This window comes from Methylobacterium sp. J-048, assembly GCF_022829515.1.
In the GTDB taxonomy this organism is placed as follows: domain Bacteria; phylum Pseudomonadota; class Alphaproteobacteria; order Rhizobiales; family Beijerinckiaceae; genus Methylobacterium.
In genome coordinates this window covers 70,328-91,248 of sequence record NZ_JAKSYL010000173.1, presented here as the reverse complement: position 1 = coordinate 91,248, position 20,921 = coordinate 70,328, and the positions used below count along the sequence as shown (strand labels likewise).

Annotated in this window: 24 protein-coding genes and 1 tRNA gene; 14 read left to right on the top strand and 11 right to left on the bottom strand. The window is 68.8% G+C overall.

The genetic code is table 11. The features are described 5' to 3' along the window. Positions 1-48: 48 nt before the first annotated feature. The 3 genes from MKL09_RS17445 to MKL09_RS17435 all read right to left on the bottom strand — a co-directional run bounded on the left by MKL09_RS17445 (position 49) and on the right by MKL09_RS17435 (position 1,420). A complete protein-coding gene (locus MKL09_RS17445; RefSeq protein WP_092043425.1) occupies positions 49-336 on the bottom strand; it encodes an MTH1187 family thiamine-binding protein in 288 nt (95 codons plus the stop codon). Positions 337-458: 122 nt separating this feature from the next. Continuing rightward, positions 459-532 (bottom strand) — tRNA-Gly (locus tag MKL09_RS17440). A gap of 45 nt (positions 533-577) precedes the next feature. Further along, positions 578-1,420 (bottom strand): 3-keto-5-aminohexanoate cleavage protein, encoded by an 843-nt coding sequence (locus MKL09_RS17435; protein ID WP_244022128.1) that lies wholly within the window; start codon positions 1,418-1,420, stop codon positions 578-580. A 278-nt stretch (positions 1,421-1,698) separates the two neighbouring features. Here MKL09_RS17435 and aroQ point away from each other — a divergent pair, with 278 nt between their 5' ends. The 3 genes from aroQ to pyrC all read left to right on the top strand — a co-directional run bounded on the left by aroQ (position 1,699) and on the right by pyrC (position 4,081). Then, complete coding sequence (gene aroQ / locus MKL09_RS17430) at positions 1,699-2,151, top strand: type II 3-dehydroquinate dehydratase (protein ID WP_244022126.1); 453 nt, start codon at positions 1,699-1,701, stop codon at positions 2,149-2,151. A gap of 132 nt (positions 2,152-2,283) precedes the next feature. Next, positions 2,284-2,985, top strand: coding sequence for an orotate phosphoribosyltransferase (locus MKL09_RS17425; RefSeq protein WP_244022124.1), 702 nt, complete (start codon positions 2,284-2,286; stop codon positions 2,983-2,985). A 13-nt stretch (positions 2,986-2,998) separates the two neighbouring features. After that, entirely contained in the window at positions 2,999-4,081 is a 1,083-nt protein-coding gene (pyrC, locus tag MKL09_RS17420; RefSeq protein WP_244022122.1) for a dihydroorotase, read from the top strand. A 91-nt stretch (positions 4,082-4,172) separates the two neighbouring features. Here the strand turns inward: pyrC and MKL09_RS17415 are convergent, their stop codons facing one another. After that, on the bottom strand, positions 4,173-4,526 hold the full coding sequence (locus MKL09_RS17415) for a type II toxin-antitoxin system PemK/MazF family toxin (RefSeq protein WP_244022120.1): 354 nt from the start codon (positions 4,524-4,526) through the stop codon (positions 4,173-4,175). Beyond that, on the bottom strand, positions 4,523-4,747 hold the full coding sequence (locus MKL09_RS17410; RefSeq protein ID WP_244022118.1) for an antitoxin MazE family protein: 225 nt from the start codon (positions 4,745-4,747) through the stop codon (positions 4,523-4,525). Before MKL09_RS17410 ends, MKL09_RS17415 begins: the two co-directional genes overlap by 4 nt. Before the next feature lie 103 nt (positions 4,748-4,850). On the opposite strand from MKL09_RS17410, the gene MKL09_RS17405 reads away from it, so the two are divergent. From MKL09_RS17405 to MKL09_RS17365, 9 genes are all read left to right on the top strand, one after another. After that, positions 4,851-6,296, top strand: coding sequence for an amidase (locus MKL09_RS17405; protein WP_244022117.1), 1,446 nt, complete (start codon positions 4,851-4,853; stop codon positions 6,294-6,296). A gap of 422 nt (positions 6,297-6,718) precedes the next feature. Next, entirely contained in the window at positions 6,719-8,494 is a 1,776-nt protein-coding gene (locus tag MKL09_RS17400) for an acetolactate synthase 3 large subunit (protein ID WP_244022116.1), read from the top strand. A gap of 129 nt (positions 8,495-8,623) precedes the next feature. Next, positions 8,624-9,166 carry an acetolactate synthase small subunit gene (gene ilvN / locus MKL09_RS17395; RefSeq protein WP_058193937.1) on the top strand — a complete coding sequence of 181 codons (543 nt, stop codon included), beginning with the start codon at positions 8,624-8,626 and terminating at the stop codon, positions 9,164-9,166. Between the two features lie 53 nt (positions 9,167-9,219). After that, positions 9,220-9,516 carry a MazF family transcriptional regulator gene (locus tag MKL09_RS17390; RefSeq protein WP_244022115.1) on the top strand — a complete coding sequence of 99 codons (297 nt, stop codon included), beginning with the start codon at positions 9,220-9,222 and terminating at the stop codon, positions 9,514-9,516. Further along, a complete protein-coding gene (locus MKL09_RS17385; protein WP_244022114.1) occupies positions 9,494-9,886 on the top strand; it encodes a type II toxin-antitoxin system PemK/MazF family toxin in 393 nt (130 codons plus the stop codon). Before MKL09_RS17390 ends, MKL09_RS17385 begins: the two co-directional genes overlap by 23 nt. A 9-nt stretch (positions 9,887-9,895) precedes the next feature. Then, positions 9,896-10,540: a glutathione S-transferase family protein gene (locus tag MKL09_RS17380; protein ID WP_244022113.1), complete on the top strand. Its 645-nt coding sequence runs from the start codon at positions 9,896-9,898 to the stop codon at positions 10,538-10,540. Positions 10,541-10,651: 111 nt separating this feature from the next. Beyond that, entirely contained in the window at positions 10,652-11,284 is a 633-nt protein-coding gene (locus MKL09_RS17375) for a TetR/AcrR family transcriptional regulator C-terminal domain-containing protein (protein ID WP_244022153.1), read from the top strand. A gap of 35 nt (positions 11,285-11,319) precedes the next feature. Then, positions 11,320-12,339: a ketol-acid reductoisomerase gene (gene ilvC / locus MKL09_RS17370; protein WP_092043443.1), complete on the top strand. Its 1,020-nt coding sequence runs from the start codon at positions 11,320-11,322 to the stop codon at positions 12,337-12,339. Positions 12,340-12,512: 173 nt separating this feature from the next. Further along, complete coding sequence (locus tag MKL09_RS17365; protein ID WP_244022112.1) at positions 12,513-13,166, top strand: pyridoxamine 5'-phosphate oxidase family protein; 654 nt, start codon at positions 12,513-12,515, stop codon at positions 13,164-13,166. Positions 13,167-13,174: 8 nt separating this feature from the next. Here the strand turns inward: MKL09_RS17365 and tam are convergent, their stop codons facing one another. The 5 genes from tam to MKL09_RS17340 form a co-directional block, all read right to left on the bottom strand. Further along, the gene (gene tam / locus MKL09_RS17360; RefSeq protein ID WP_244022111.1) at positions 13,175-13,954 is read right to left on the bottom strand and encodes a trans-aconitate 2-methyltransferase; all 780 of its coding nucleotides are present in this window, start codon (positions 13,952-13,954) and stop codon (positions 13,175-13,177) included. A gap of 22 nt (positions 13,955-13,976) precedes the next feature. Next, positions 13,977-14,696: a haloacid dehalogenase type II gene (locus MKL09_RS17355; RefSeq protein WP_244022110.1), complete on the bottom strand. Its 720-nt coding sequence runs from the start codon at positions 14,694-14,696 to the stop codon at positions 13,977-13,979. Then, the gene (trpS, locus tag MKL09_RS17350; RefSeq protein WP_244022108.1) at positions 14,693-15,757 is read right to left on the bottom strand and encodes a tryptophan--tRNA ligase; all 1,065 of its coding nucleotides are present in this window, start codon (positions 15,755-15,757) and stop codon (positions 14,693-14,695) included. The genes MKL09_RS17355 and trpS overlap by 4 nt, the downstream gene beginning before the upstream one ends. 93 nt (positions 15,758-15,850) lie before the next feature. After that, entirely contained in the window at positions 15,851-16,612 is a 762-nt protein-coding gene (gene nth, locus MKL09_RS17345; protein WP_244022107.1) for an endonuclease III domain-containing protein, read from the bottom strand. Positions 16,613-17,001: 389 nt separating this feature from the next. After that, positions 17,002-17,745, bottom strand: a complete 744-nt coding sequence (locus MKL09_RS17340) for a GyrI-like domain-containing protein (protein ID WP_244022105.1) — start codon at positions 17,743-17,745, stop codon at positions 17,002-17,004. A 198-nt stretch (positions 17,746-17,943) separates the two neighbouring features. On the opposite strand from MKL09_RS17340, the gene dapF reads away from it, so the two are divergent. Beyond that, positions 17,944-18,831 carry a diaminopimelate epimerase gene (gene dapF / locus MKL09_RS17335; protein WP_244022104.1) on the top strand — a complete coding sequence of 296 codons (888 nt, stop codon included), beginning with the start codon at positions 17,944-17,946 and terminating at the stop codon, positions 18,829-18,831. Then, positions 18,831-20,057, top strand: coding sequence for a tRNA (N(6)-L-threonylcarbamoyladenosine(37)-C(2))-methylthiotransferase MtaB (gene mtaB / locus MKL09_RS17330; protein ID WP_244022103.1), 1,227 nt, complete (start codon positions 18,831-18,833; stop codon positions 20,055-20,057). Before dapF ends, mtaB begins: the two co-directional genes overlap by 1 nt. A gap of 164 nt (positions 20,058-20,221) precedes the next feature. Here mtaB and MKL09_RS17325 read toward each other — a convergent pair whose 3' ends face one another. Next, a complete protein-coding gene (locus MKL09_RS17325; RefSeq protein WP_244022102.1) occupies positions 20,222-20,896 on the bottom strand; it encodes an RluA family pseudouridine synthase in 675 nt (224 codons plus the stop codon). Positions 20,897-20,921: the final 25 nt, after the last annotated feature.

Here is a 20,921-nt window from a genome sequence, read left to right as displayed (position 1 = left end):
CGGGTCGGATCGGGGGCGCGTCACCGCGGCTCCCCGGCCGGCCATCGCTCAGGAGACGGCGGCGAGCTTGTCGGCCATGGACTGCTCTTTGTCCCGGCGGGTCGAGAAGATCAGCGTGAAGAAGGTCCGCTCGACGCCGAGCTCGGCGAGCCGGGCCTCGCAGCGCTCAGCAAGGGCGCAGACCTCCGACAACTCGGCCTCGATGTTGGTGCCGTTGGGATGCATCGTGGCGGTCAGGCCGCTCGCCTCGATGATCGCCTTGATCTCGCGCACGTAGGGCGAGACCGACGGGCCGACGCCCATCGGCACGATGCACAGATCGGCGGATACCTTCATGGCGATGCTTCCCAAGGAGCCCGGGCGCGCCGTGTTCGGCAGGGCGAGGGACTCGAACTGGATGGAGGACACCTGACCGGGCGGGCGATGCGGCGCTTGGCCGAGCTGCTCTGGAGCAGGCGTGGAGCGGGTACCGGGAATCGAACCCGGGTATTCAGCTTGGAAGGCTGCTGCTCTACCATTGAGCTACACCCGCGCGGGCGGACCGTTAGCACGCCGTCCGGCCCGTGAGAAGTCGGTCTCAGGCCAGTCCCAGCGCGGCCCGCGCCTCGGCCGGGCTGGCGACCCGGCGGCCGTGGCGGCGGACCGCCTCGGCGGCGAGGGTGACCAATTCGGCGTTGCTCCCCGCCAGCCTGTCCTTCGTCACCCGGATGTTGTCCTCCAGGCCGGTGCGGACCGCGTCGGCGCCGCGGGCGAGCGCCCACTCCATCACCACCGCCTGGTTGCGGCCGATCCCGGCGGCGGTCCAGGTCGCCTCGGGCAGGATCCGCCGGGTCTCGGCGAGCAGGATGTCCAACAGGTGCGCCTCGGCCGGCATCGCGTTCTGGACGCCCATCACGAACTGCACGTGCGGGCGCGCGTCGATCAGGCCCGCCTCCACCAGGCGTTTGGCCCCGTGCAGGTGCGACAGGTCGAAGATCTCGATCTCGGGCCGCACGCTGTACTGCTTCATCTGGCCGGCGAGGTCGGTCACCAGGCCGGCGCCGTTCTCGTACACGATGGTCGGGAAGTTGACCGAGCCGGTGGAGAGCGAGGCCATGTCGGGCCGGTGCTTGAGCGAGAGTCCCCGAGCGGCGGGATCGCGCCCGCGCCCGCCGGTGGAGAACTGCACGATCATCCCGGGGCAGTGCTTGCGCAGCCCCTCCTGCACGGCGGCGAACTTGTCCGGGTCCGAGGAGGGCGATTCGTCGTCGTTGCGCACGTGGATATGGGCCAGCGTCGCGCCGGCCTCGAAAGCCTCCCGGGTCGACTCGATCTGCTCGGCCACGGTGACCGGTACGGCCGGGTTGTCCTTTTTGCGCGGCACCGAGCCGGTGATCGCCACCGCGATCACCACGGGCGCTTCGCTGTGGGATCCTGCCATCGCGTCTTCTCCCTGATGGTTCGTCTCGTCCGTGCCCGGGATAACGCCGCGCGCAGGGAAACTGAACCGTCCGGGCGAATACAGAGGCCTCGGCGCGGGACATCTCCGGCCGGGTGACAGGGTGAGCGCCGCGGTGTTTGACCCTCGCCCCGCGCACAGCCACAACGGGGCGAACCCACCCGCAGCCTCAGGATGAGGCGGCGGGTGGGGGCAAGCGAGCGAAGGTCTCAGCGCATTGAGGCTTTTGAGGCCGGCCGTATCGGGCGGCGAGGAACGCGATGAACGACACGATCCTGGTCCTGAACGGGCCGAACCTGAACCTCCTCGGCAAGCGGCAGCCGGAGATCTACGGGCGCGAGACCCTGGCCGATGTCGAGGCCCTGTGCCGCGAGACCGCCGCCGGCTTCGGGCTCGATGTGGATTTCCGCCAGAGCAATGCCGAGCACGCGCTGATCGACGCGATCCACGCCTTCCGGGTCGAGTCCGCCGGCATCGTGATCAATGCCGGGGCCTACACCCACACCTCGGTGGCGATCCTCGACGCGCTCAACACCTGCGAGGTGCCGGTGATCGAGTGCCATATCTCGAACGTCCACCGGCGCGAGGCGTTTCGCCATCACTCCTACGTGTCTCTCGCCGCGACCGCAGTGCTGGCCGGCTTCGGCACGCAGGGCTACGCCCTGGCGATCCGGCATCTGGCGGAGCTTCGGGCCAGGGCCGGCGCGGCCTGAGCGGCGGATAGCGTCAGCTTCAGGGTTGACGCTGGCGGAGACAGGGCGGAGGAGACCGGTCAGGCCTTCCCATCCTCGCGCTCTTCCAGGCCGGCCCCGGCGGAGAGTGCCCCAGCGGAGCGCGCACGCCGCATGACCACGTCGTTCCTGCCCATCGACCGGACGCTGATCGCCCGCGAGGCGGCCAAGATGTTCCTCGAGATCCAGGCCGTCCATTTCTACAAGGACGAGCCGTTCAAGTTCACCTCCGGCTGGGCCAGCCCGGTCTATATCGACTGTCGCAAGATCATCTCGTTCCCGCGCCTGCGCTCGACACTGATCGACTTCGCCGCCTCCACGATCGTGCGCGAGATCGGCTACGAGTCGCTCACCCATATCGCCGGCGGCGAGACCGCCGGCATCCCGTTCGCCGCCTGGATCGCCGACCGGCTGATGCTGCCGATGCAGTATGTGCGCAAGAAGCCCAAGGGCTTCGGCCGCAACGCCCAGATCGAGGGCGAGGTGGTCGAGGGCGCCCGGACCCTGCTGGTCGAGGATCTCGCCACCGACGGGCGCAGCAAGGTCAATTTCTGCCAGGCCCTGCGCGACGCCGGCGCCCAGGTCGATCACTGCTTCGTGCTGTTCTACTACGACATCTTCCCCGGCAGCGCCGCCCTGATGCAGGAGATCGGCATCAAGCTGCACTACCTCACCACCTGGTGGGACGTGCTGGCGGTGGCCAAGGAGATGGGCACCTTCGACGCCAACACCCTGGCCGAGGTCGAGCGCTTCCTCAACGCGCCGGCGGACTGGTCGGCGGCCCATGGCGGCATCGCGTCCTTCGGGCAGTCCTGAGGAGTTTTCCGAGATGGGCGTCGCCGAGCTGTTCCCCGCCGAGCGCCAGGAGGCGAAGCCGGCCGACCGGATCACGATCCGCCGGCCGGACGACTGGCACATCCACCTGCGCGACGGCGCGATGCTGAAGGCGGTGTTGCCCTACACGGCGGCCCAGTTCGCCCGGGGCATCATCATGCCGAACCTGGTGCCGCCGGTGACGACCGTGGCGGCCGCGCGCGCCTATCGCGAGCGGATCCTGGCCGCGCTGCCGGACGGGATGGACTTCACCCCGCTAATGACTTGCTACCTGCGGGACGATACCGACCCGGACGAGATCGAGCGGGGTTTTGCTGAAAAGGTCTGGATCGCGGCCAAGCTCTACCCGGCCGGCGCCACGACGAACTCGCATGCGGGCGTCACCGACCTGATCGGGCTCGCGCCCGTGCTGGAGCGGATGGAACGGATCGGCATGCCGCTCCTGATCCACGGCGAGGCGACCGACCCGGAGATCGACATCTTCGACCGCGAGGCCGCCTTCATGGAGGGCAGCCTGATCCCGCTGCTCGCCCGGCACCAGGGCCTGAAGGTCACCGTCGAGCACGCCACCACAGCCGAAATCCTCGACGTGGTCCGGGCCAACCGGACCCGGGTGGCGGCGACGATCACGCCCCACCACCTCGTCATCAACCGCACCCACATCTTCCAGGGCGGCCTGCGCCCGCACCTCTACTGCCTGCCGGTGGCCAAGCGCGAGCGTCACCGCCGGGCCCTGCGTGCGGCCGCGACCTCGGGCGAGGTCTGCTTCTTCCTCGGCACCGACACCGCCCCGCATGTCCGCGGCGCCAAGGAGGCCTCCTGTGGCTGCGCGGGTGTGTTCTGCGGCCCGACCGCCCTGCAGACCTACGTGCAGGTCTTCGACGAGGAGGGCGCGCTCGACCGGTTCGAGGCGTTCGCGTCGCTGAACGGGGCGCGCTTCCACGGGCTGGAGCCGAACGCGGCGACCGTCACCCTCGAGCGGCGGGAGAGCCGCGTGATCGAGGCGGTGGCCGTGGAGGACACCGCCGTGGTGGTGTTCCGCGGGGATGAGACGCTGCCCTGGGCGGTGGTGGCATAGAGGCGGGAACGGACCCCGTTCACGGCACGCCTCCGTACTGGGCCTCCTACGGTAACGGGGGTCGAGCACGATGCGTCGGTATTGATCGCCCTCAGGGCAATCGGCTCTGTTTCGCAGACGCAGCCAATCCGAGAAAGACGAGAATCGCTCGGTTGAGCCGCAGCATGTCCTCGTCATCAAGGCGTCCGATCAGGCCCCCCATCTTGGTCTTCGGAACTGTCGTAATCTTGTCGACCATCAGGCGCGATGGGGTTCGCAACCCGTTTCGCTCAGACGGCAGGATGGGAATTCGAAAAAGCGGCGCATCCTGCTCGTTCGACGTGAAGGCACAGATCGTGATGGAATCCGTCGCAACGAAGCTATCATCCTGGACGATGACGGTCGGGCGCGGTTTCCCAGCGTAGGTTTTTCCGCCGGAAACGGTCCAGATTTCTCCGCGTCTCATTCGTCATTCAAGGCGGATACGGCATCGATGAAAGCTTGATCTTCAGCGTCACCAGCACTGTCGGCAACCGCAAGCGATTGGCGATGAGCCTCGGCTTTGAACGCAGGGGTCCTGACGTCAGGCACCCAGATCTGAATGAGTCTCAGCCCTTGAGCGCGGAGTTGCGCACGATAATTGCGCGCCTTGAGGCGCGTGGATGCGGAATTTGAGCGAATCGGCATGACGCGCGCGCCCCTCGACGGTGACCCGTAATTTACGAGACGGCAGACGGTTTTCCAACGCGCAGACATTCGGTAAGCCGACTACCGATTTGGAGGCCAGACTATGCAGGATGAGCGACAGGACGGCATCACGGCGCTCGGCGCCGTGGATCTCGCGGCCGCCATCCGCGGCCGGATCGTCTCCTGCGCCGAGGTGATGCGCGCCTATCTCGAGCGGATCCACCGGCTTAACCCGCGTTACAACGCCATCGTCGGGCTCCAGGACGATGCCGCGCTCCTCCAGGAGGCCGAGGCCCGGGATGCCGCGCTCGCCCGCGGCGAGGCCGTGGGGCCACTGCACGGGTTTCCGCTCGCCGTGAAGGATCTCGATGCGGTGCGCGGGCTGCCGTTCACGCAGGGGTCGCCGATCTTCGCCGATCGGATCGCGCAAACGGACACGATCATGGTCGCCCGGCTGCGCGCCGCCGGGGCGATCTTCATCGGCAAGACCAATATTCCCGAATTCGGGCTCGGCTCGCACAGCTTCAACCCGGTCTACGGCGCCACCGGGAACGCCTACGATCCGGAAAAGACCGCCGGCGGGTCGAGCGGCGGCGCCGCGGTCGCGGTCGCCCTGAAGCTGCAGCCGGTGGCCGATGGCAGTGACTTCGGCGGCTCGCTGCGCAACCCGCCCGCCTTCAACAATTGCTACGGCCTGCGTCCGAGTTGGGGCCGGATCCCGGTCGAGACCAAGGACGTGTTCAGCCCCGGCCTGTCGGTGCTCGGCGCCGTCGGGCGCAGCCCGGCCGATATCGGCCTGATGCTCTCGGTCCAGGCCGGCTACGATCCGCGCTGCCCGAACACGATCCGCCAGGACCCGTCGGCCTTCGCGAGCCCGCTGGCCCGGGATTTCCGCGGGACCCGGATCGCCTGGCTAGGCGATTTCGACGGCCAGATCCCGTTCGATCCCGGCGTGCTCGAACTCGGCCGCGCCGCGCTGGCGACCTTCGCGGAGATCGGCTGCGTGGTCGAGGAAGCCGCGCCGCGGTTCGACATGGAGCAGCTCTGGCGCGATTTTCTAACGTTGCGTGCCTTGATGGTCGCCCCGGTGCTCCGGCCGCTCTACGATGAGCCCGCCCACCGGGAACAGATGAAGCCCGAGGCGATCTGGGAGGCCGAGCGTGGGCTCGAGCTCACGGTCGACCGGCTCACCGCCGCCCTGGAGGGACGCACCCGCTGGTACGAGACCGTGCGCCGCTTCATGGACAACTACGATTACCTGATCATGCCGAGCGCGCAGGTCTTTCCGTTCGACAAGAGCTTGCGTTGGCCCCAGGAGGTTGGCGGTCGCCCGATGGACACCTACCATCGGTGGATGCAGACCGTGATCCCGGTGACCATGTCCGGTCTGCCGGCGCTCGATGTCCCGGCGGGCTTCGGAGAGGCCGGTTTGCCGACCGGCATCCAGATCGTCGCCCGCAACCACGGCGAACTCGCCTGCCTCCAGCTCGGCGCCGCCTACGATGCGGCCAGCAACTGGGTCCGCCGCCGGCCGCCGCCCGTGCACTGAGCGCGCCTCCGATCCTCAGCAAACGCGTTGACCGGTCCCCGGGGCTCCGGTATGAGGCTCGACACTGCACGCGCGACTCGCATGAATCCGCTCCCGGATTTGTCGGTCGCCGCGAGGCAGGCTCGGATATCCGATGAACACGGTTCTTATTGTAGCGGAAGCGTCACCGACGGGGCGGCCCTAGATCAGGGCTGCAATCCGAGCGGTGGCGCATGCAGGGTCCCTCGGGACCCTTTTTTATTGCCCGCTGCCCAGTGACGCATCACGGCCAACGAGATCCACGCGTTCGAGATACCGACGAACACAGTACTTTCGAGCGAGGCGGATGCCGCCTCGCGTGACGAGAGTGCAGGACGAAAGGAACCGGTCCGTCCGGCGGCGCAGGATCGCCGCTGACGATCCGGGGAGCGGAGGAGGAGAGCATGGGCGGCGAGGTCATGACCGGGGCCGAGATGGTCATCCGGGCATTCCGGGATCAGGGCGTGGACACGCTGTTCGGCTATCCGGGCGGTGCCGTACTTCCGATCTACGACGCCCTGTTCCACCAGAACGCGGTGAAGCACGTGCTCGTCCGCCACGAGCAGGGCGCCGTCCACGCGGCCGAGGGCTATGCGCGCTCGTCCGGCAAGGTTGGCTGCGTGCTGGTCACGTCGGGTCCCGGCGCCACCAACATCGTCACCGGCCTCACCGACGCGCTGCTCGACTCGATCCCGCTGGTCTGCATCACCGGGCAGGTTCCGACCCATCTGATCGGCACCGACGCCTTCCAGGAATGCGACACGGTCGGCATCACGCGCCACTGCACGAAGCACAATTACTTGGTCAAATCGATCGAGGACCTGCCGCGGATCCTGCACGAGGCGTTCTACGTGGCCGCGAACGGCCGGCCCGGCCCGGTCGTCATCGACCTGCCCAAGGACATCCAGTTCGCCTCCGGCCTCTACGAGCGCCCGGAGATCGCGAGCCACAAGACCTATCGCCCGGCCGTCAAGGGCGACGGCGACCGGATCCGCGCGGCAGTCGAGCTGATGGCGACCGCCCGCCGTCCGGTCTTCTACACCGGCGGCGGCGTGATCAATTCCGGCCCGGAGGCTTCGCGGCTCCTGCGCGAGCTGGTCGCCGAGACCGGCTTCCCGGTCACCTCGACCCTGATGGGGCTCGGCGCCTATCCAGGCACGGACGCGAAGTTTCTGGGCATGCTCGGCATGCACGGGACCTACGAGGCCAACCTGGCGATGCACGAGTGCGACGTGATGATCTGCGTCGGCGCCCGGTTCGACGACCGGATCACCGGTCGGCTCGACGCGTTCTCGCCGTTCTCCAAGAAGATCCACATCGACGTCGACGCCTCCTCGATCAACAAGGTCGTCAAGGTCGATGTCGGGATCGTCGGCGATTGCGCCTCGGTGCTCGCCGACATGCTGGAGGCTTGGCGCGCCCTGCCGTCGCGGCCCGAAAAGTCCAACCTCGATCCGTGGTTCCAGAAGATCGGCGCCTGGAAGGCCCGCGACTGCCTCGCCTACTGGCCGTCGGGGACGATCATCAAGCCGCAATACGCCGTGCAGCGCCTCTACGAGGCCTGCAAGGACCGCGATACCTACATCACCACGGAGGTCGGCCAGCATCAGATGTGGGCGGCCCAGTACTTCAAGTACGACGAGCCGAACCGCTGGATGACGTCGGGCGGCCTCGGCACCATGGGCTACGGCCTGCCGGCGGCGATCGGCACGCAGCTCGCCCACCCGAAGGGGCTGGTGATCGACATCGCCGGCGAGGCCTCGATCCTGATGAACATGCAGGAACTCTCGACGGCGGTTCAGTATCGGCTGCCGGTCAAGGTGTTCATCCTGAACAACGAGTACATGGGCATGGTCCGGCAGTGGCAGGAACTGCTGCACGGCTCGCGCTACTCGCAGAGCTATTCCGAGAGCCTGCCGGACTTCGTCAAGCTGGCGGAGGCCTACGGCGCCAAGGGTATGCGCTGCGACAAGCCGGGCGACCTCGACGGCGCGATCGCGGAGATGCTGGCCTATGATGGGCCGGTTCTGTTCGACTGCATCGTCGACAAGACCGAGAACTGCTTCCCGATGATCCCCTCGGGCAAGGCGCATAACGAGATGCTCCTGTCCGATTACCTCGGCGAGACCGGCGTCGAACTCGGCGACGTGATCTCCGAGGAAGGCAAGATGCTGGTGTGATGGGTTTGGCGGCGGCCCTTTCGGGGCCGCTGCCCGCCGTATGGGCGGCGGCGCGCAGTCGCGCTTGCCTCGCGCAAGGTGCGCTCGGATCGCCGCCATGAGCAGGACTGGACGAGGACGAAGCCGGCGATGAACGCGATGAACACCCACTACCCCGATGCCGGCCGCGTCGAGCCGGTGAACCGGCACACGCTCGCGGTGATCGTCGACAACGAGCCCGGCGTGCTCGCCCGCATCTCCGGCATGTTCTCCGGTCGCGGCTACAACATCGAGAGCCTCACCGTCTCCGAGACCGAGGAGGCGCGCCATATCTCGCGCATCACCATCGTCACGACCGGTACGAACGCCGTGATCGAGCAGATCAAGGCCCAGCTCGATCGGCTGGTGCCGGTCCACCGGGTCGTGGACCTGACGCTTCAGGGTAACGCGCTCGAGCGCGAGATCTGCCTGGTGAAGGTCAAGGGCGAGGGCGAGCACCGCAGCGAGGCCCTGCGGCTGGCCGCCGCCTTCGGCGCCAAGACGCTGGACGCCACGCTCAACTCCTTCGTGTTCGAGCTGACCGGCGCCACCGAGGAGATCGACCGGTTCGTGCGGCTGATGAGTGTGATCGGTCTGGTCGAGATCTGCCGCACCGGCATCAGCGCCATGGGGCGCGGATCGGAACCGCTGTAGGATCCGGCGGCTCGGATCTGCTATGCTCCGCCATCCTCGCGGGAGGCGGAGCGATGGAAGCCAAGGTGATTCGCTGGGGCGATGATCTCGCCGTGCGGCTTAGCAGTGTGGAGGCCGAGGAACTCGGCATTCGCGAGGGGGAGACCGTCGAGATCGTCTCGAAGGGGCGGCCGGAGGTCGAGCCCAGGCAATGGACCGTGCGTCGGTACGTCGACGGGTTGCCCGTTTATACGTTGGCCGAGATGATTTCTGAGGCGCGGCGTCTGGGGCCGGAGGCGGAGCCTGAGGCTGTCGATTGGGGCCCCAATCGCGGTTCCGAGATCATCGATGACGCCAACGACCCGTACTGATTGGCAGCCGCATCCTGGCGAATTGCTTCTGATCGATCTCGAACCGGTCCGTGGCACCGAGCAGAATGGTATCCGGCCGGCGCTCGTCGTATCGGACCCGGACATGAACCACCTGACGCGCCGGGTGATCATATGCCCGATCACGCGTAACCCGCATCCATGGCCGACCAAGGTCTTCCTGCCGGCCGGTCTTATCGTCGAAGGCGCGGTGTTGGTCGATCAAGTCCGTTCGATCGACCGGGCGACCCGGATCCTCAGAAGCCTTGGGTCGGCACCGGACGATGTTGTCGCCGAAGTGCGCGGCAAGTTGCGCAGTCTTCTCGGCCTGACTTTCGACGGTTCGGACGCCCCCTCAGTGCAGCAACGGTAAAAACTCCGAATGACCACCCGCACCCTCTACTACGCCCCCGGCGCCTGCTCGCTCGCCGCTCACATCATCCTGGAGGAATCCGGGCTGCCGTTCGAGGGCGTCAAGCTCAACCTGGCAGCGGGGGACCAGCGCGCGCCGGAATACCTCGCGATCAACGAGCGCGGCCGGGTGCCGGCTTTGGTCGAGGACGGCTGGGTGCTGACCGAATGCGCGGCAATCCTGCGCCACGTCGCCCGCACCGTGCCCGAGAAGGGCTTCTGGCCCGCCGACCTGCGTGAGCAGGCCCGAGCCGACGAGTGGCTCGGCTGGCTCGCCGCCAACCACCACGTCACCTACGCGCATGTCCGCCGGCCGGAGCGCTACACCGCCGACGAGGACGCCTTTCCGGGCATCCGCGACAAGGCCGCCGACACCTACGGCGATCTCTGCACCATGACCGAGGTCCATCTCTCGAATGGCGACTGGGCGGTCGGTAACCGGTACAGCGTGGTCGACACCTACCTGATGGTATTCTGGGTCTGGGCCTCCGGTGCGTCGCTCAAGTTCGACATGGCCGAGCGCTTCCCGGCCTGGAACGCCCATGCCCGCCGGGTCGCCGAGCGGCCGGCGGTCCAGGCGGTGTTCGCTCGCGAGGGGCTGAGCCTGCCGGCCTGAACTAAGCCTCGCCGGGCCCCTTGCGGTGCCCAACGAATCGCTCTATCGAGCGTACCGTACGGTACGGTACTGGATACGATGCGGTCGAGCCTCGCAGAGCAGCAGGAGACGATGGAGGCGGGCGCCGCAGCGCTGCAGCCGCCGTCCGTGCGCCAGCAGGCGGTGCTCGATGCCGTGCTTGCCCTCATGGTCGAAGGGGGGGAGCAACTCACCATGGACGCGGTGGCCCGCCGGGCGAGCTGCTCCAAGGAGACGCTGTACAAGTGGTATGGCGACCGCGACGGCCTGCTCACCGCGACGGTGCAGTGGCAGGCCTCCCGGGTCCATGCCGGCCGCGAGGCCGTGCAGGCGCTGGACGGGACGACCCTGCGGGAGCATCTTCAGGACTTCGCGGTCTCGTGGCTCACGGTGATTACCAGCCGCACCTCGGTGGCGCTGAACCGGATCGCCGTGGCCCATGCGGGCTCGCGCAAGAGCAATCTCGGCGGCATCGTGCTCGCGAACGGCCGCTTCGCCATCGGCGAGCGGGTCAAGCCGGTGCTGGAGGCCGGGCGCGCTGCCGGGCTGCTCGCCTTTGCCGACAGCGAGGCGGCGTTTCGGACCTTCTTCGGCCTCGTCGGCCGGGATATTCAGATTCGATTGCTGCTCGGCGAGGCGCTCGACCTCGACGCAGACGAGATCCGGCGCGATGCGGGCCGCGCCGTGGACCAGTTCCTGGCCCTGTACGGCCAGGCGAAAGCCTAACCCAACCCGAAACCAACCCCGAAGAGGAAACCGACATGCGGGTTTATTACGATCGCGACGCCGACCTGAACCTGATCAAGGGCAAGAAGGTCGCCATCGTCGGCTACGGCAGCCAGGGCCATGCCCACGCGCTCAACCTGCGCGATTCCGGCGTGAAGGACATCGTCATCGCGTTGCGCGAAGGCTCCGCCACGGCCAAGAAGGCCGAGCACGAGGGCTTCAAGGTCCTGTCGGTGGCCGAGGCCGCCAAGTGGGCCGACGTGGTGATGATGCTCACCCCGGACGAGCTGCAGGGCGACATCTACCGGGAGTCCCTGGAGACGAACATGAAGGAAGGCGCCGCCCTCCTGTTCGCCCACGGCCTCAACGTCCACTTCAACCTGATCGAGCCGCGCAAGGACCTCGACGTCCTGATGGTCGCCCCGAAGGGCCCCGGCCACACCGTGCGCTCCGAGTACCTGCGCGGCGGCGGCGTGCCGACCTTGATCGCCATCGCCCAGGACGCCTCCGGCAACGCCCACGATCTCGGCCTGTCCTACGCCTCGGCCAATGGCGGCGGCCGCGCCGGCATCATCGAGACCACCTTCAAGGAAGAGTGCGAGACCGATCTGTTCGGCGAGCAGGCCGTGCTCTGCGGCGGCCTGGTCGAACTGATCAAGGCCGGCTTCGAGACCCTGGTCGAGGCGGGCTACGCCCCCGAGATGGCCTATTTCGAGTGCCTGCACGAGGTGAAGCTGATCGTCGACCTCATCTACGAGGGCGGCATCGCCAACATGAACTACTCGATCTCCAACACGGCCGAGTACGGCGAGTATGTCACCGGCCCGCGCATCGTCACGCCTGAGACCAAGGCCGAGATGAAGCGCGTGCTCAACGACATCCAGTCGGGCACCTTCACCCGCAACTGGATGCTGGAGAACAAGGTCAACCAGACTTCGTTCAAGGCGACCCGCGCCAAGCTCGCCACCCACCCGATCGAGGAAGTCGGCACCAAGCTCCGCGCCATGATGCCGTGGATCTCCGAGAAGGCGCTGGTCGACAAGACCCGCAACTGATTTTTTTGGGATCTCGCGGCCGGGCTTTGCTCGGCTGCACCTGCGATGGCCGGTCACGCGAAAGCGAGGCCGGCCTTTTCTATTGCCGGTTGCCGAGCGCGGTCGTTCCCGGCGATAAACGCCCCAGCGGTCCCGTCTGCATGAGGACCGGCGAGGGTTGGAGAGGACACGCCATGGCATCGCTCTATTCGGACGCTCACCGGGCGCTGCAGACCGAATTCGGCACCACGAAGCTCGCCGTGCGCCTGGACGAGGATTGGGTCCACGAGAGCATCCGCCCGGACGAAGGCGCCTTCATCGGCTCCCGGGACATGTTCTTCCTGTCCACCGTCGATCCCGACGGGATGCCGACCGTCTCCTACAAGGGCGGCCCGCAGGGCTTCGTGAGGGTGCTCGACGAGAACACCCTCGTGTTCCCGGGCTTCGACGGCAACGGCATGTTCTACTCGATGGGCAATATCGAGGGGCAGGCCAAGGTCGGCCTGCTGTTCATCGATTTCGAGACGCCGCACCGGATCCGCGTGCAGGGCCATGCGACGCTGCTGCGCGACGACGCCCTGATGGCCGAGTACACCGAGGCCAAGTACCTGGTGAAGGTCGCGGTGAAGAAGATCTGGGTCAACTGCCCGCGCTACATCCACAAGTACCAGAAGCTCGAGCAGAACAAGTACGTCCCGACCCCCGGCCGCGAGACCCCGCTCGCCGCCTGGAAGCGCCTCGACCTCGCCGGCGACGTGATCAGCGACGCCGACAAGGCCCGGGTCGCGCGAGAGGGCAAACTGGAGGTGGCCGAGTATGAGGCGCTCGTCGCCCGCGGCGAGGCCTGAGCCGCGCTTTAGGGAGCCCGCGCGACGATGAACACCCGCGGGAAGGCGAGCAGGCGCCGCCCGTCGCCGCGGCGCGGGTAGCCGGTGTCGATCGCGGCCTCGTAGGCAGCCAGGAACCCGGCCGTCTGGTCCGGGTCCAGCGGATCGAGGAACGGGCGCAGCCCGGTGGCCCGGACCCAGGAGACGATGGCCGCGGCATCCGCCATCGGGTGGTGATAGGCGGTGCGCCAGACATCCACGTCGGCGGCCAGCGGCGCCAGCAGGTCGTAATAGCCGGCCGGGTCCAGCATCCGCCCGAGACGCCCGGCGACTGCCGGATCGCCGATCGCCTTGGCCCAGGGGCCGGCGGACGCGGTCTCGCGCATCAGGCGGTGCGAGGGTTCGGCGAGGTTGTCGGGCGTCTGCACCGCCAGCACGCCGCCGGGCGCCAGCAGACCGAACAGCCGGGGCAGCAGCACCGGATGGTCGGGAAGCCATTGCAGCACGGCGTTGGCGTAGATCAGGTCCGGCGCCCGCTCCGGTGTCCAGGTCGCGGCGTCGGCCAGCGCGAAGGCCAAGCCGGGCAGGCGAGCCCGGGCGCTCTCCAGCATCGCCGGTGAGGTGTCGAGGCCGATCACCTCCGCCTCGGGGAAGCGCGCCGCGATCAGAGCCGTGGAGTTGCCCGGGCCGCAACCGAGATCGTAGGCGAGGCGCGGGGCGTCGAGGGGCACCCGCGCCAGCAACTCGGCCGCCGGGCGGGTGCGCTCGTCCTCGAAGCGGGTGTAGAGGGCGGGGTTCCAATCGGCCATCGTGCCCCCCTTTGCTCCGTCGTCAGCAGCCGAGCTGATCGGCCAGGTCCGCCAGGTCCCGGGCCGCATGGGTGACCGGGACGGTCGGCGCAGTCTCGCCGCCGGCCGGTCCGTGCTCGTGGGGCCGGGCGATGTGGGCGGTGGACAGGCCGTGGCTCGCCGCCACCGCGAGATCGTTCGAATGGGCGGCGACCATCAGGGTCTCCGCCGGGGCGAAGCCGAAGGCCGCCACCGCGTCGCGGTAGAGCGCCGGCTTCGGTTTGTAATCGCGGGAATAGCCGGCGCCCAGGATCGCGTCGAAGATGAAGCCGTTGCGCCGGGCGAGGTCGGCCATCAGCCGGACATGGCCGTTGGAGTTCGGCGCCAGGAGGTGCCGCTCCCGCAGCCGACGCATCGCGTCCGGCACCTCGGGCCAGGCGTCGAGCCGGTGCCAGGCCAGGACCAGCTCCCGCCGCACGTCCTCGGGCACGCCCACGATGCCGAACTGCGCCAGCACGTCGGGCAGCGATTCCGTCTGCAGGATGTCGAGATCGACGAACGACCGGGCGCCGGAACGCACGGTCTCCATCGCGGGGTTGTAGCGGCTGCGCCAAGCATCCGCGAAAGAATCGGCATCCGCGAAGGCGCCGGCATCGAGCGCCGGCGCGTATGGCGCGAGGAGGCGCGCGGCCTCCCGGGCGACCCCGGAGCGCCAGTCGACGAGCGTCCCGAAGACGTCGAAGACGAGCGCCCGGATCGTCACCGCACCGCCTGGAGGTTCGGGCTCCGGCGCACGAAGCCGATGATGTCCTTGACCGCGTCGAGCGTCTGGGCCGCGATCGTCTCGGCCCGCCCGGCGCCGTCGGCCAGCACGGCGTCGATATGGCCGGGATCGGCCGTCAGCCGGCGCATCTCCCCGGCGATCGGCGCGAGGTTCGTCACGGCGAGGTCGGCCAGAGCCGGCTTGAAGGTCGAGAACTGCGCCCCGCCGAAATCGCGCAGCACCGCCTCGCGGCTGATGCCGGCGAGCGCCGCGTAGATCCCGACGAGGTTGTCCGCCTCCGGGCGCTCCTTGAGCCCCGCGAGTTCGGAGGGCAGCGGCTCGGAATCGGTCTTCGCCCGCCGGATCTTCTGGGCGATGGTGTCGGCTTCGTCGGTCAGGTTGATGCGCGCGTTGTCGGACGGGTCCGACTTCGACATTTTTTTGGATCCATCCCGAAGCGACATGACGCGCGCCGCCGGCCCGCCGATCAGCGGCTCGGTGATCGGGAAGAACGCCTCGCCGTGGCCGTGCGCCGCGATCGAGCCCGAAAAATCGGTGTTGAACTTCTGGGCGATGTCGCGGGTCAGTTCCAGGTGCTGCTTCTGGTCCTCGCCGACGGGGACGTGGGTGGCGCGATAGGCCAGGATGTCGGCCGCCATCAGCACCGGGTAATCGTAGAGCCCGATCGAGGCGTTCTCCCGGTCCTTGCCGGCCTTCTCCTTGAACTGGGTCATGCGGTTCAGCCAGCCCAGCCGCGCGACGCAATTGAACACCCAGGCGAGCTCGGCGTGCTGGGACACCTGGCTCTGGTTGAACACGATCGCACGTTTGGGATCGATGCCGGCGGCCAGGAACGCGGCCGTGACCTCGCGGATCTGACCGCGCAGGGCCTCCGGGTCCTGCCAGACGGTGATCGCGTGCAGATCGACCACGCAGTACAGGCACTGCGCGTCGCGATCCTGCATCTCCACGAAGCGCTTCACAGCCCCGAGGTAGTTGCCGAGATGCAGGTTGCCGGTGGGCTGGACGCCCGAGAAGACCAATTCGGTGAACGCGGCCATCGGCGCCGATCCTGAGCAGTACATTGCCGGGGCTCTGCGCCTGCCGGGCGCCGGGTTACTCGCACCCGCGGCCCGGACCGGTCAAGGATCGCCTTACGGCTCCCGCGCGCCCGCGGCCGCACTCGGGCAGAGATCGACTAAGACGCAGCGCCCGCAGGCCGGGCGGCGATGATGGCAGACCTGCTGGCCGTGCAGCATCAGGATCTCGTGATTGTCGTAGAGATCCTGAGCGCTCCAATCGGCGGGCAGCTGCGCCCGCAGGATCGCGTGCGAGGGCCCGACATCGACCCGCGGCCCGATCAGGCCGAGGCGCTGGGCGACCCGGTGGTGGTGGCTGTCCACCGGCAGGGCCGGCATCCGCAGGCTCGAGAACGACAGCACCGCCGCGCTGGTCTTCGGCCCGATCCCGGGGATCGCCTCCAACCAGGCCCGGGCCGCCGCGACCTCCATGTCGGCCAGGAAGGCGAGATCGAGGCTGCCGCAGCGTTCGCGCACGGCGAGGAGCACCTCGCGGATCCGCGGCGCCTTGAGCTCCGGCCAGGTCACTCCGGCGATCGCCGCCTGGATCTCCGGCACCTCCGCGTCGATCACCGCCTCCCAGTCCGGGAAGCGGGCACGCAGGGCCTTGAAGGCCCGGCCGGATTCGGCGTTGCGGGTCCGGTGCGACAGCAGCGACGAGACCAGCTCGCTCACCGGGTCGAGGCTGTGGAAATACGGGATCGGGCAGCCATAGACCGGGCAGAGCCGGGCATGGACCGCGAGTGCTTTGTCGGCGAAAGCCGGATCGGCCGGCGACGCGGCGGCCCGGCGGCGCGACAGCGGTGCGGAGGTGGTCGGGAACAGGGAAGTCGACATGCACGACGAATCCGCGAGCTGCCGCCGCTGTTCCGGGTCGCTCAATACAGCGGCGATCTGTCCCTTCGGTCAAGACGGCGCGACGTTCGCGGGTGGTTACTGGATCATCGCGCGAGGGAAGAGTTTTCCGACGCAGCGCGCCGTCGCCCAAATCCGTTCTTCGATCCGCGATAGCCGGATGACCGAAGGGATCGCTTTGTCATTCCGGAGCGCCGCAGGCGAATCCGGAATCCGGAGCCGCCGATCAGGCAAGCCCTTGGGCTGCCGGCGGTTATGGATCCCGGGCTCCGTTTCGCGGCCCCGGGATGACAGGGCGGATGATCAAGCTCACGGCGAGGTTTCGTCCAAAGAAGAAAACAAAAATTCTTTTTGCGACCGTTTCCGGCAGCCTACTTCACCAACGCAAAGATGTTCACGTCGAGGTTGTCGTCGGTGCCGTCCTTGAGGTCGGTGGCGTATTCCTCGACGAAGCGGTCCTGGACGACGATGTCCTTGGCGTCGAGATAGGCCGTCAGGGTCTCGTAGGTGCCGTCGATCGACTCGTAGGAGCCCCGGTGGGGGAAGCGCAGGGCCTTGCCGGACGGGGTCGTGCCGAAGCGCAGGCCGTCGGCTTCCGCGGGCGCCGGGTTCGGGGCGGCGGCCACCGGGATCATCGCCTCGAACTCGAAGCCGTCATCGTCAGTGCGGGTGAACACCGCCAGCGGCCGGCCCGCGGGCGCGACACCGATCTTGGCGAGGTCTGTCTCGATCCGCGCGAAAGCCTGCCGCAGGTTGACGATGGCCTCCTCCCACTTGGTCTTGCCCGAGACGATCGCGGCGGGCTTGGCCGGCAGGGTCACCTCGTCGACGTCGCCGGGCTCGCCCGGCTTCTCGATGAGCGTCGGGCGCGCGGGTGTCCCCACGGCCGCCTGGCCGGCGGGGGGCGGCGCAATCGCCTGCTGGGGCGCCGGAGCCGCGCTCTTGGTCGGGTCGGCGACCGGGTTGGGGGCCGTGGTGGTCGGCAGCGGGCTGGTCTGGGCGGGCGCCGGCGCGGTGGAGGGCGGGGGCGCGGGCTGCTGCTGCGCCGCGACGGGGCCGCCGGCGGCGAGGGCCAGGATGGTCGAGAGGGCGACGAAGGAACGAAGGCGGATCACGGGTGGCGCTCCGGTCGGGTCCCGGCGGATCGTCGCGTGGGCTCCCGCCGGCTAACCTAGTGGCGATCCGGCCCGCCCGCGAGGGCACGCGCTACGAGAGCCGCGGGTGCGGCGCATCTGCCACGCCGCTGGGCCCCCTCGCGTCCGGCAGAGCGTTTTGCCATATAGCTGGCCGATCCCCTCAACCCCTCTGGCTGCATGAGCGCACTCGCCCATAGACGCTTCCTGAAGATGCACGGCGCCGGCAACGCGATCGTGGTGCTGGACCTGCGCGGCTCGGTGGCCAAGGTCCGGCCCGAGGAGGCCCGGGCGATCGCGCAGGATCCCGGCTCGCGCTTCGACCAGCTGATGGTCTTGCACGATCCCGTGAGCGCCGGCACCGACGCGTTCATGCGGATCTACAACACCGACGGCTCGGAAGCCGGCGCCTGCGGCAACGGCACCCGCTGCGTCGCCTACGCGATGCTCGACGACCCGGCCATGGCCCGCCCCGCCGAGGGCGGACGGCTGGTCCTGGAGACCTCGGCCGGCCGCGTGGGCGTGCGCCGGGTCTCGGAGCGTGCCTTCACGGTCGATATGGGCCGGCCGAAGCTCGCCTGGGACGAGATCCCGCTCTCCGAGCCGTTCCCCGACACGCGGCGGATCGAATTGCAGATCGGCCCGATCGACGATCCGATCCTGCACTCGCCGGGCGCCGTGAACATGGGCAACCCGCACGCGGTGTTCTTCGTCGACCGGGATCCCGCCTCCTACGACCTCGCCCGGATCGGGTCGATGCTGGAGAACCACCCGCTCTTCCCGGAGCGGGCCAACATCTCGATCGCGCAAGTGACCGAGCGCGAGGCGATCACCCTGCGGGTCTGGGAGCGCGGCGCCGGGCTGACGCTCGCCTGCGGCACCGCCGCCTGCGCCACCGTGGTGGCGGCCTCGCGCCTGCGGATGATCGGCCGGCAGGCCACCGTCCGGCTGCCCGGAGGCGAGCTGTTCGTGGAATGGCGCGCCGACGACCATGTCCTGATGACCGGCCCGGTCGCGCTCGTCGCCGAGGGTACCCTGGCGCCGGAGCTGTTTTCCGGCGCCGCCTGATGGGCGTCGAGACCCTCACCTTCGGGTGCCGGCTCAACACGGTCGAGTCGGAGGCCCTGCGCGTCCACGCGGCGGCCGACGGGCGCGACCGGGTGGTGGTCAACACCTGTGCTGTGACCCAGGAAGCCGGCCGCCAGGCCCGCAAGGCGATCCGCCGGATCGCGCGGGAGCGGCCCGGGACCGAGATCGTCGTCACCGGCTGCGGCGCCGAGGTCGAGACCGAAGCCTACGCGGCGATGCCGGAGGTAGCGCGCCTCGTCGGTAACACGGAGAAGCTCAGCGCAGCCGGTTGGTCGCCCGCCGGCACCGGCCCGGGCGCCGTGATGGAGGCCCGCACGGTCGCGCCGACGCGGATCGACTCCGTCGCTGGCCACACGCGGGCGTTCGTGCCGGTGCAGAACGGCTGCGACCATCGCTGCACCTTCTGCATCATCCCGTTCGGCCGCGGCATGTCGCGCTCGGTGCCGGTCGCCGACGTCATCGCCCAGGTCGAGGCCATCGTGGCCCATGGCGGCCGCGAGGTGGTGCTCACCGGCGTCGACCTCACGGCCTATGGCCGCGACCTCTCCGGGCCGGCACTATCTCTCGGGAGCTTGGTGAGGGCGATCCTGAAGGGCGTGCCACAGCTCGCGCGCCTGCGCGTCTCCTCGATCGACTCCGTGGAAGCGGACGACGCGCTGCTGGCGGCGCTCGCCGAGGAGGAGCGGTTGATGCCGCACCTGCACCTGTCGCTCCAGGCCGGCGACGACCTGATCCTCAAGCGGATGAAGCGCCGGCACAGCCGCGCCGACGCGATCCGCTTCTGCGAGACCGTGAGAGCCATGCGCCCGGACGTGGTGTTCGGCGCCGACCTGATCGCGGGCTTCCCCACCGAGACCGAGGACCAGTTCAACCGCTCCCTCGATCTCGTGGCCGAATGCGGGCTGACGCATCTCCACGTCTTCCCGTACTCGCCCCGCCCCGGGACGCCGGCGGCCCGCATGCCCCCGGTGGCAGCCGACGCGATCCGCGACCGCGCCGCCCGCCTGCGCGCGGCCGGCGCCGACGCCCTGCGCCGGCACCTCGACGGCCAGATCGGGCGCACGCTGACCGTCCTTGCGGAGCGTGGCGGCATCGGCCGCAGCGCGGATTTCACGATGGTGCGATTGGCGGGAGAGGTCGAGGCGGGGACGTTCCACGCGGTCATGATCGCGGGACATGACGGGACGCGGCTGATCGCTGCCTGAAGTCCCTCAAACCGCAGCATTCTTATCCGCACCGTCATTGCGAGCGCAGCGAAGCAACCCAGTGCACCGCACGGTTTACGAACGAGGCGTATCCCTAGGTTGCTTCGCTACGCTCGCAATGACGGCTGACGCTGCGAAACTGTCACCAGAAACCTAATACCGGTCTAGGCGCCCATTCGCGTCACGGCGTCAGCGATATGCGCCGGCGGTGGCGCCTCAATGCTGATCGCGTCGCGCTTCGGGTAGAGCGGGATCGTCAGCGTCCGCGCGTGCAGGTGCAGGCTGCCACCGCGGGGGCCGCTGCCGTAGATCGCGTCTCCCAAAATCGGCCAGCCGGAGGCGGCGCAATGGACCCGGAGCTGGTGTGTGCGGCCGGTGACCGGCTTCAGCTCCAGCCAGGTGCGGCCGCCGGCCCGGCCGAGGACGCGCCAATGGGTCAGGGCCGGGTCGCCCGACGGGTCGGCCTTCATCCACCAGGAGCGCGGATCGTCGGAGCGGCGCGCCAAGGCCAGGTCGATCCGGCCGGATTCCGCGTCGGGGCCGCCCTTGACCACCGCCCAGTAGGTCTTGTCCACGGCGCTGCCGGCAAACAGTTTTCCCAGCCGCGCCAGCGCCTTGGCGTGGCGGCCGAGCGCCAGGCAGCCGGAGGTGTCGCGGTCGAGCCGGTGCGCGGCCTCGGGGCGGCGCGGCAGGCCGAACCGGAGGCCATCGAGATGGTCGGTGAGGGTTTCGCCGCCGCGGGGGCCGGGATGGACCGGAAGACCCGGCGGCTTGTCGATGACGAGCAGCAGGGCATCGCGGTAGAGGAGGCGGGCACCTATGTCGAAGGTGAGTGACATCCGGTCGGGCTAATAGCTCCTCATC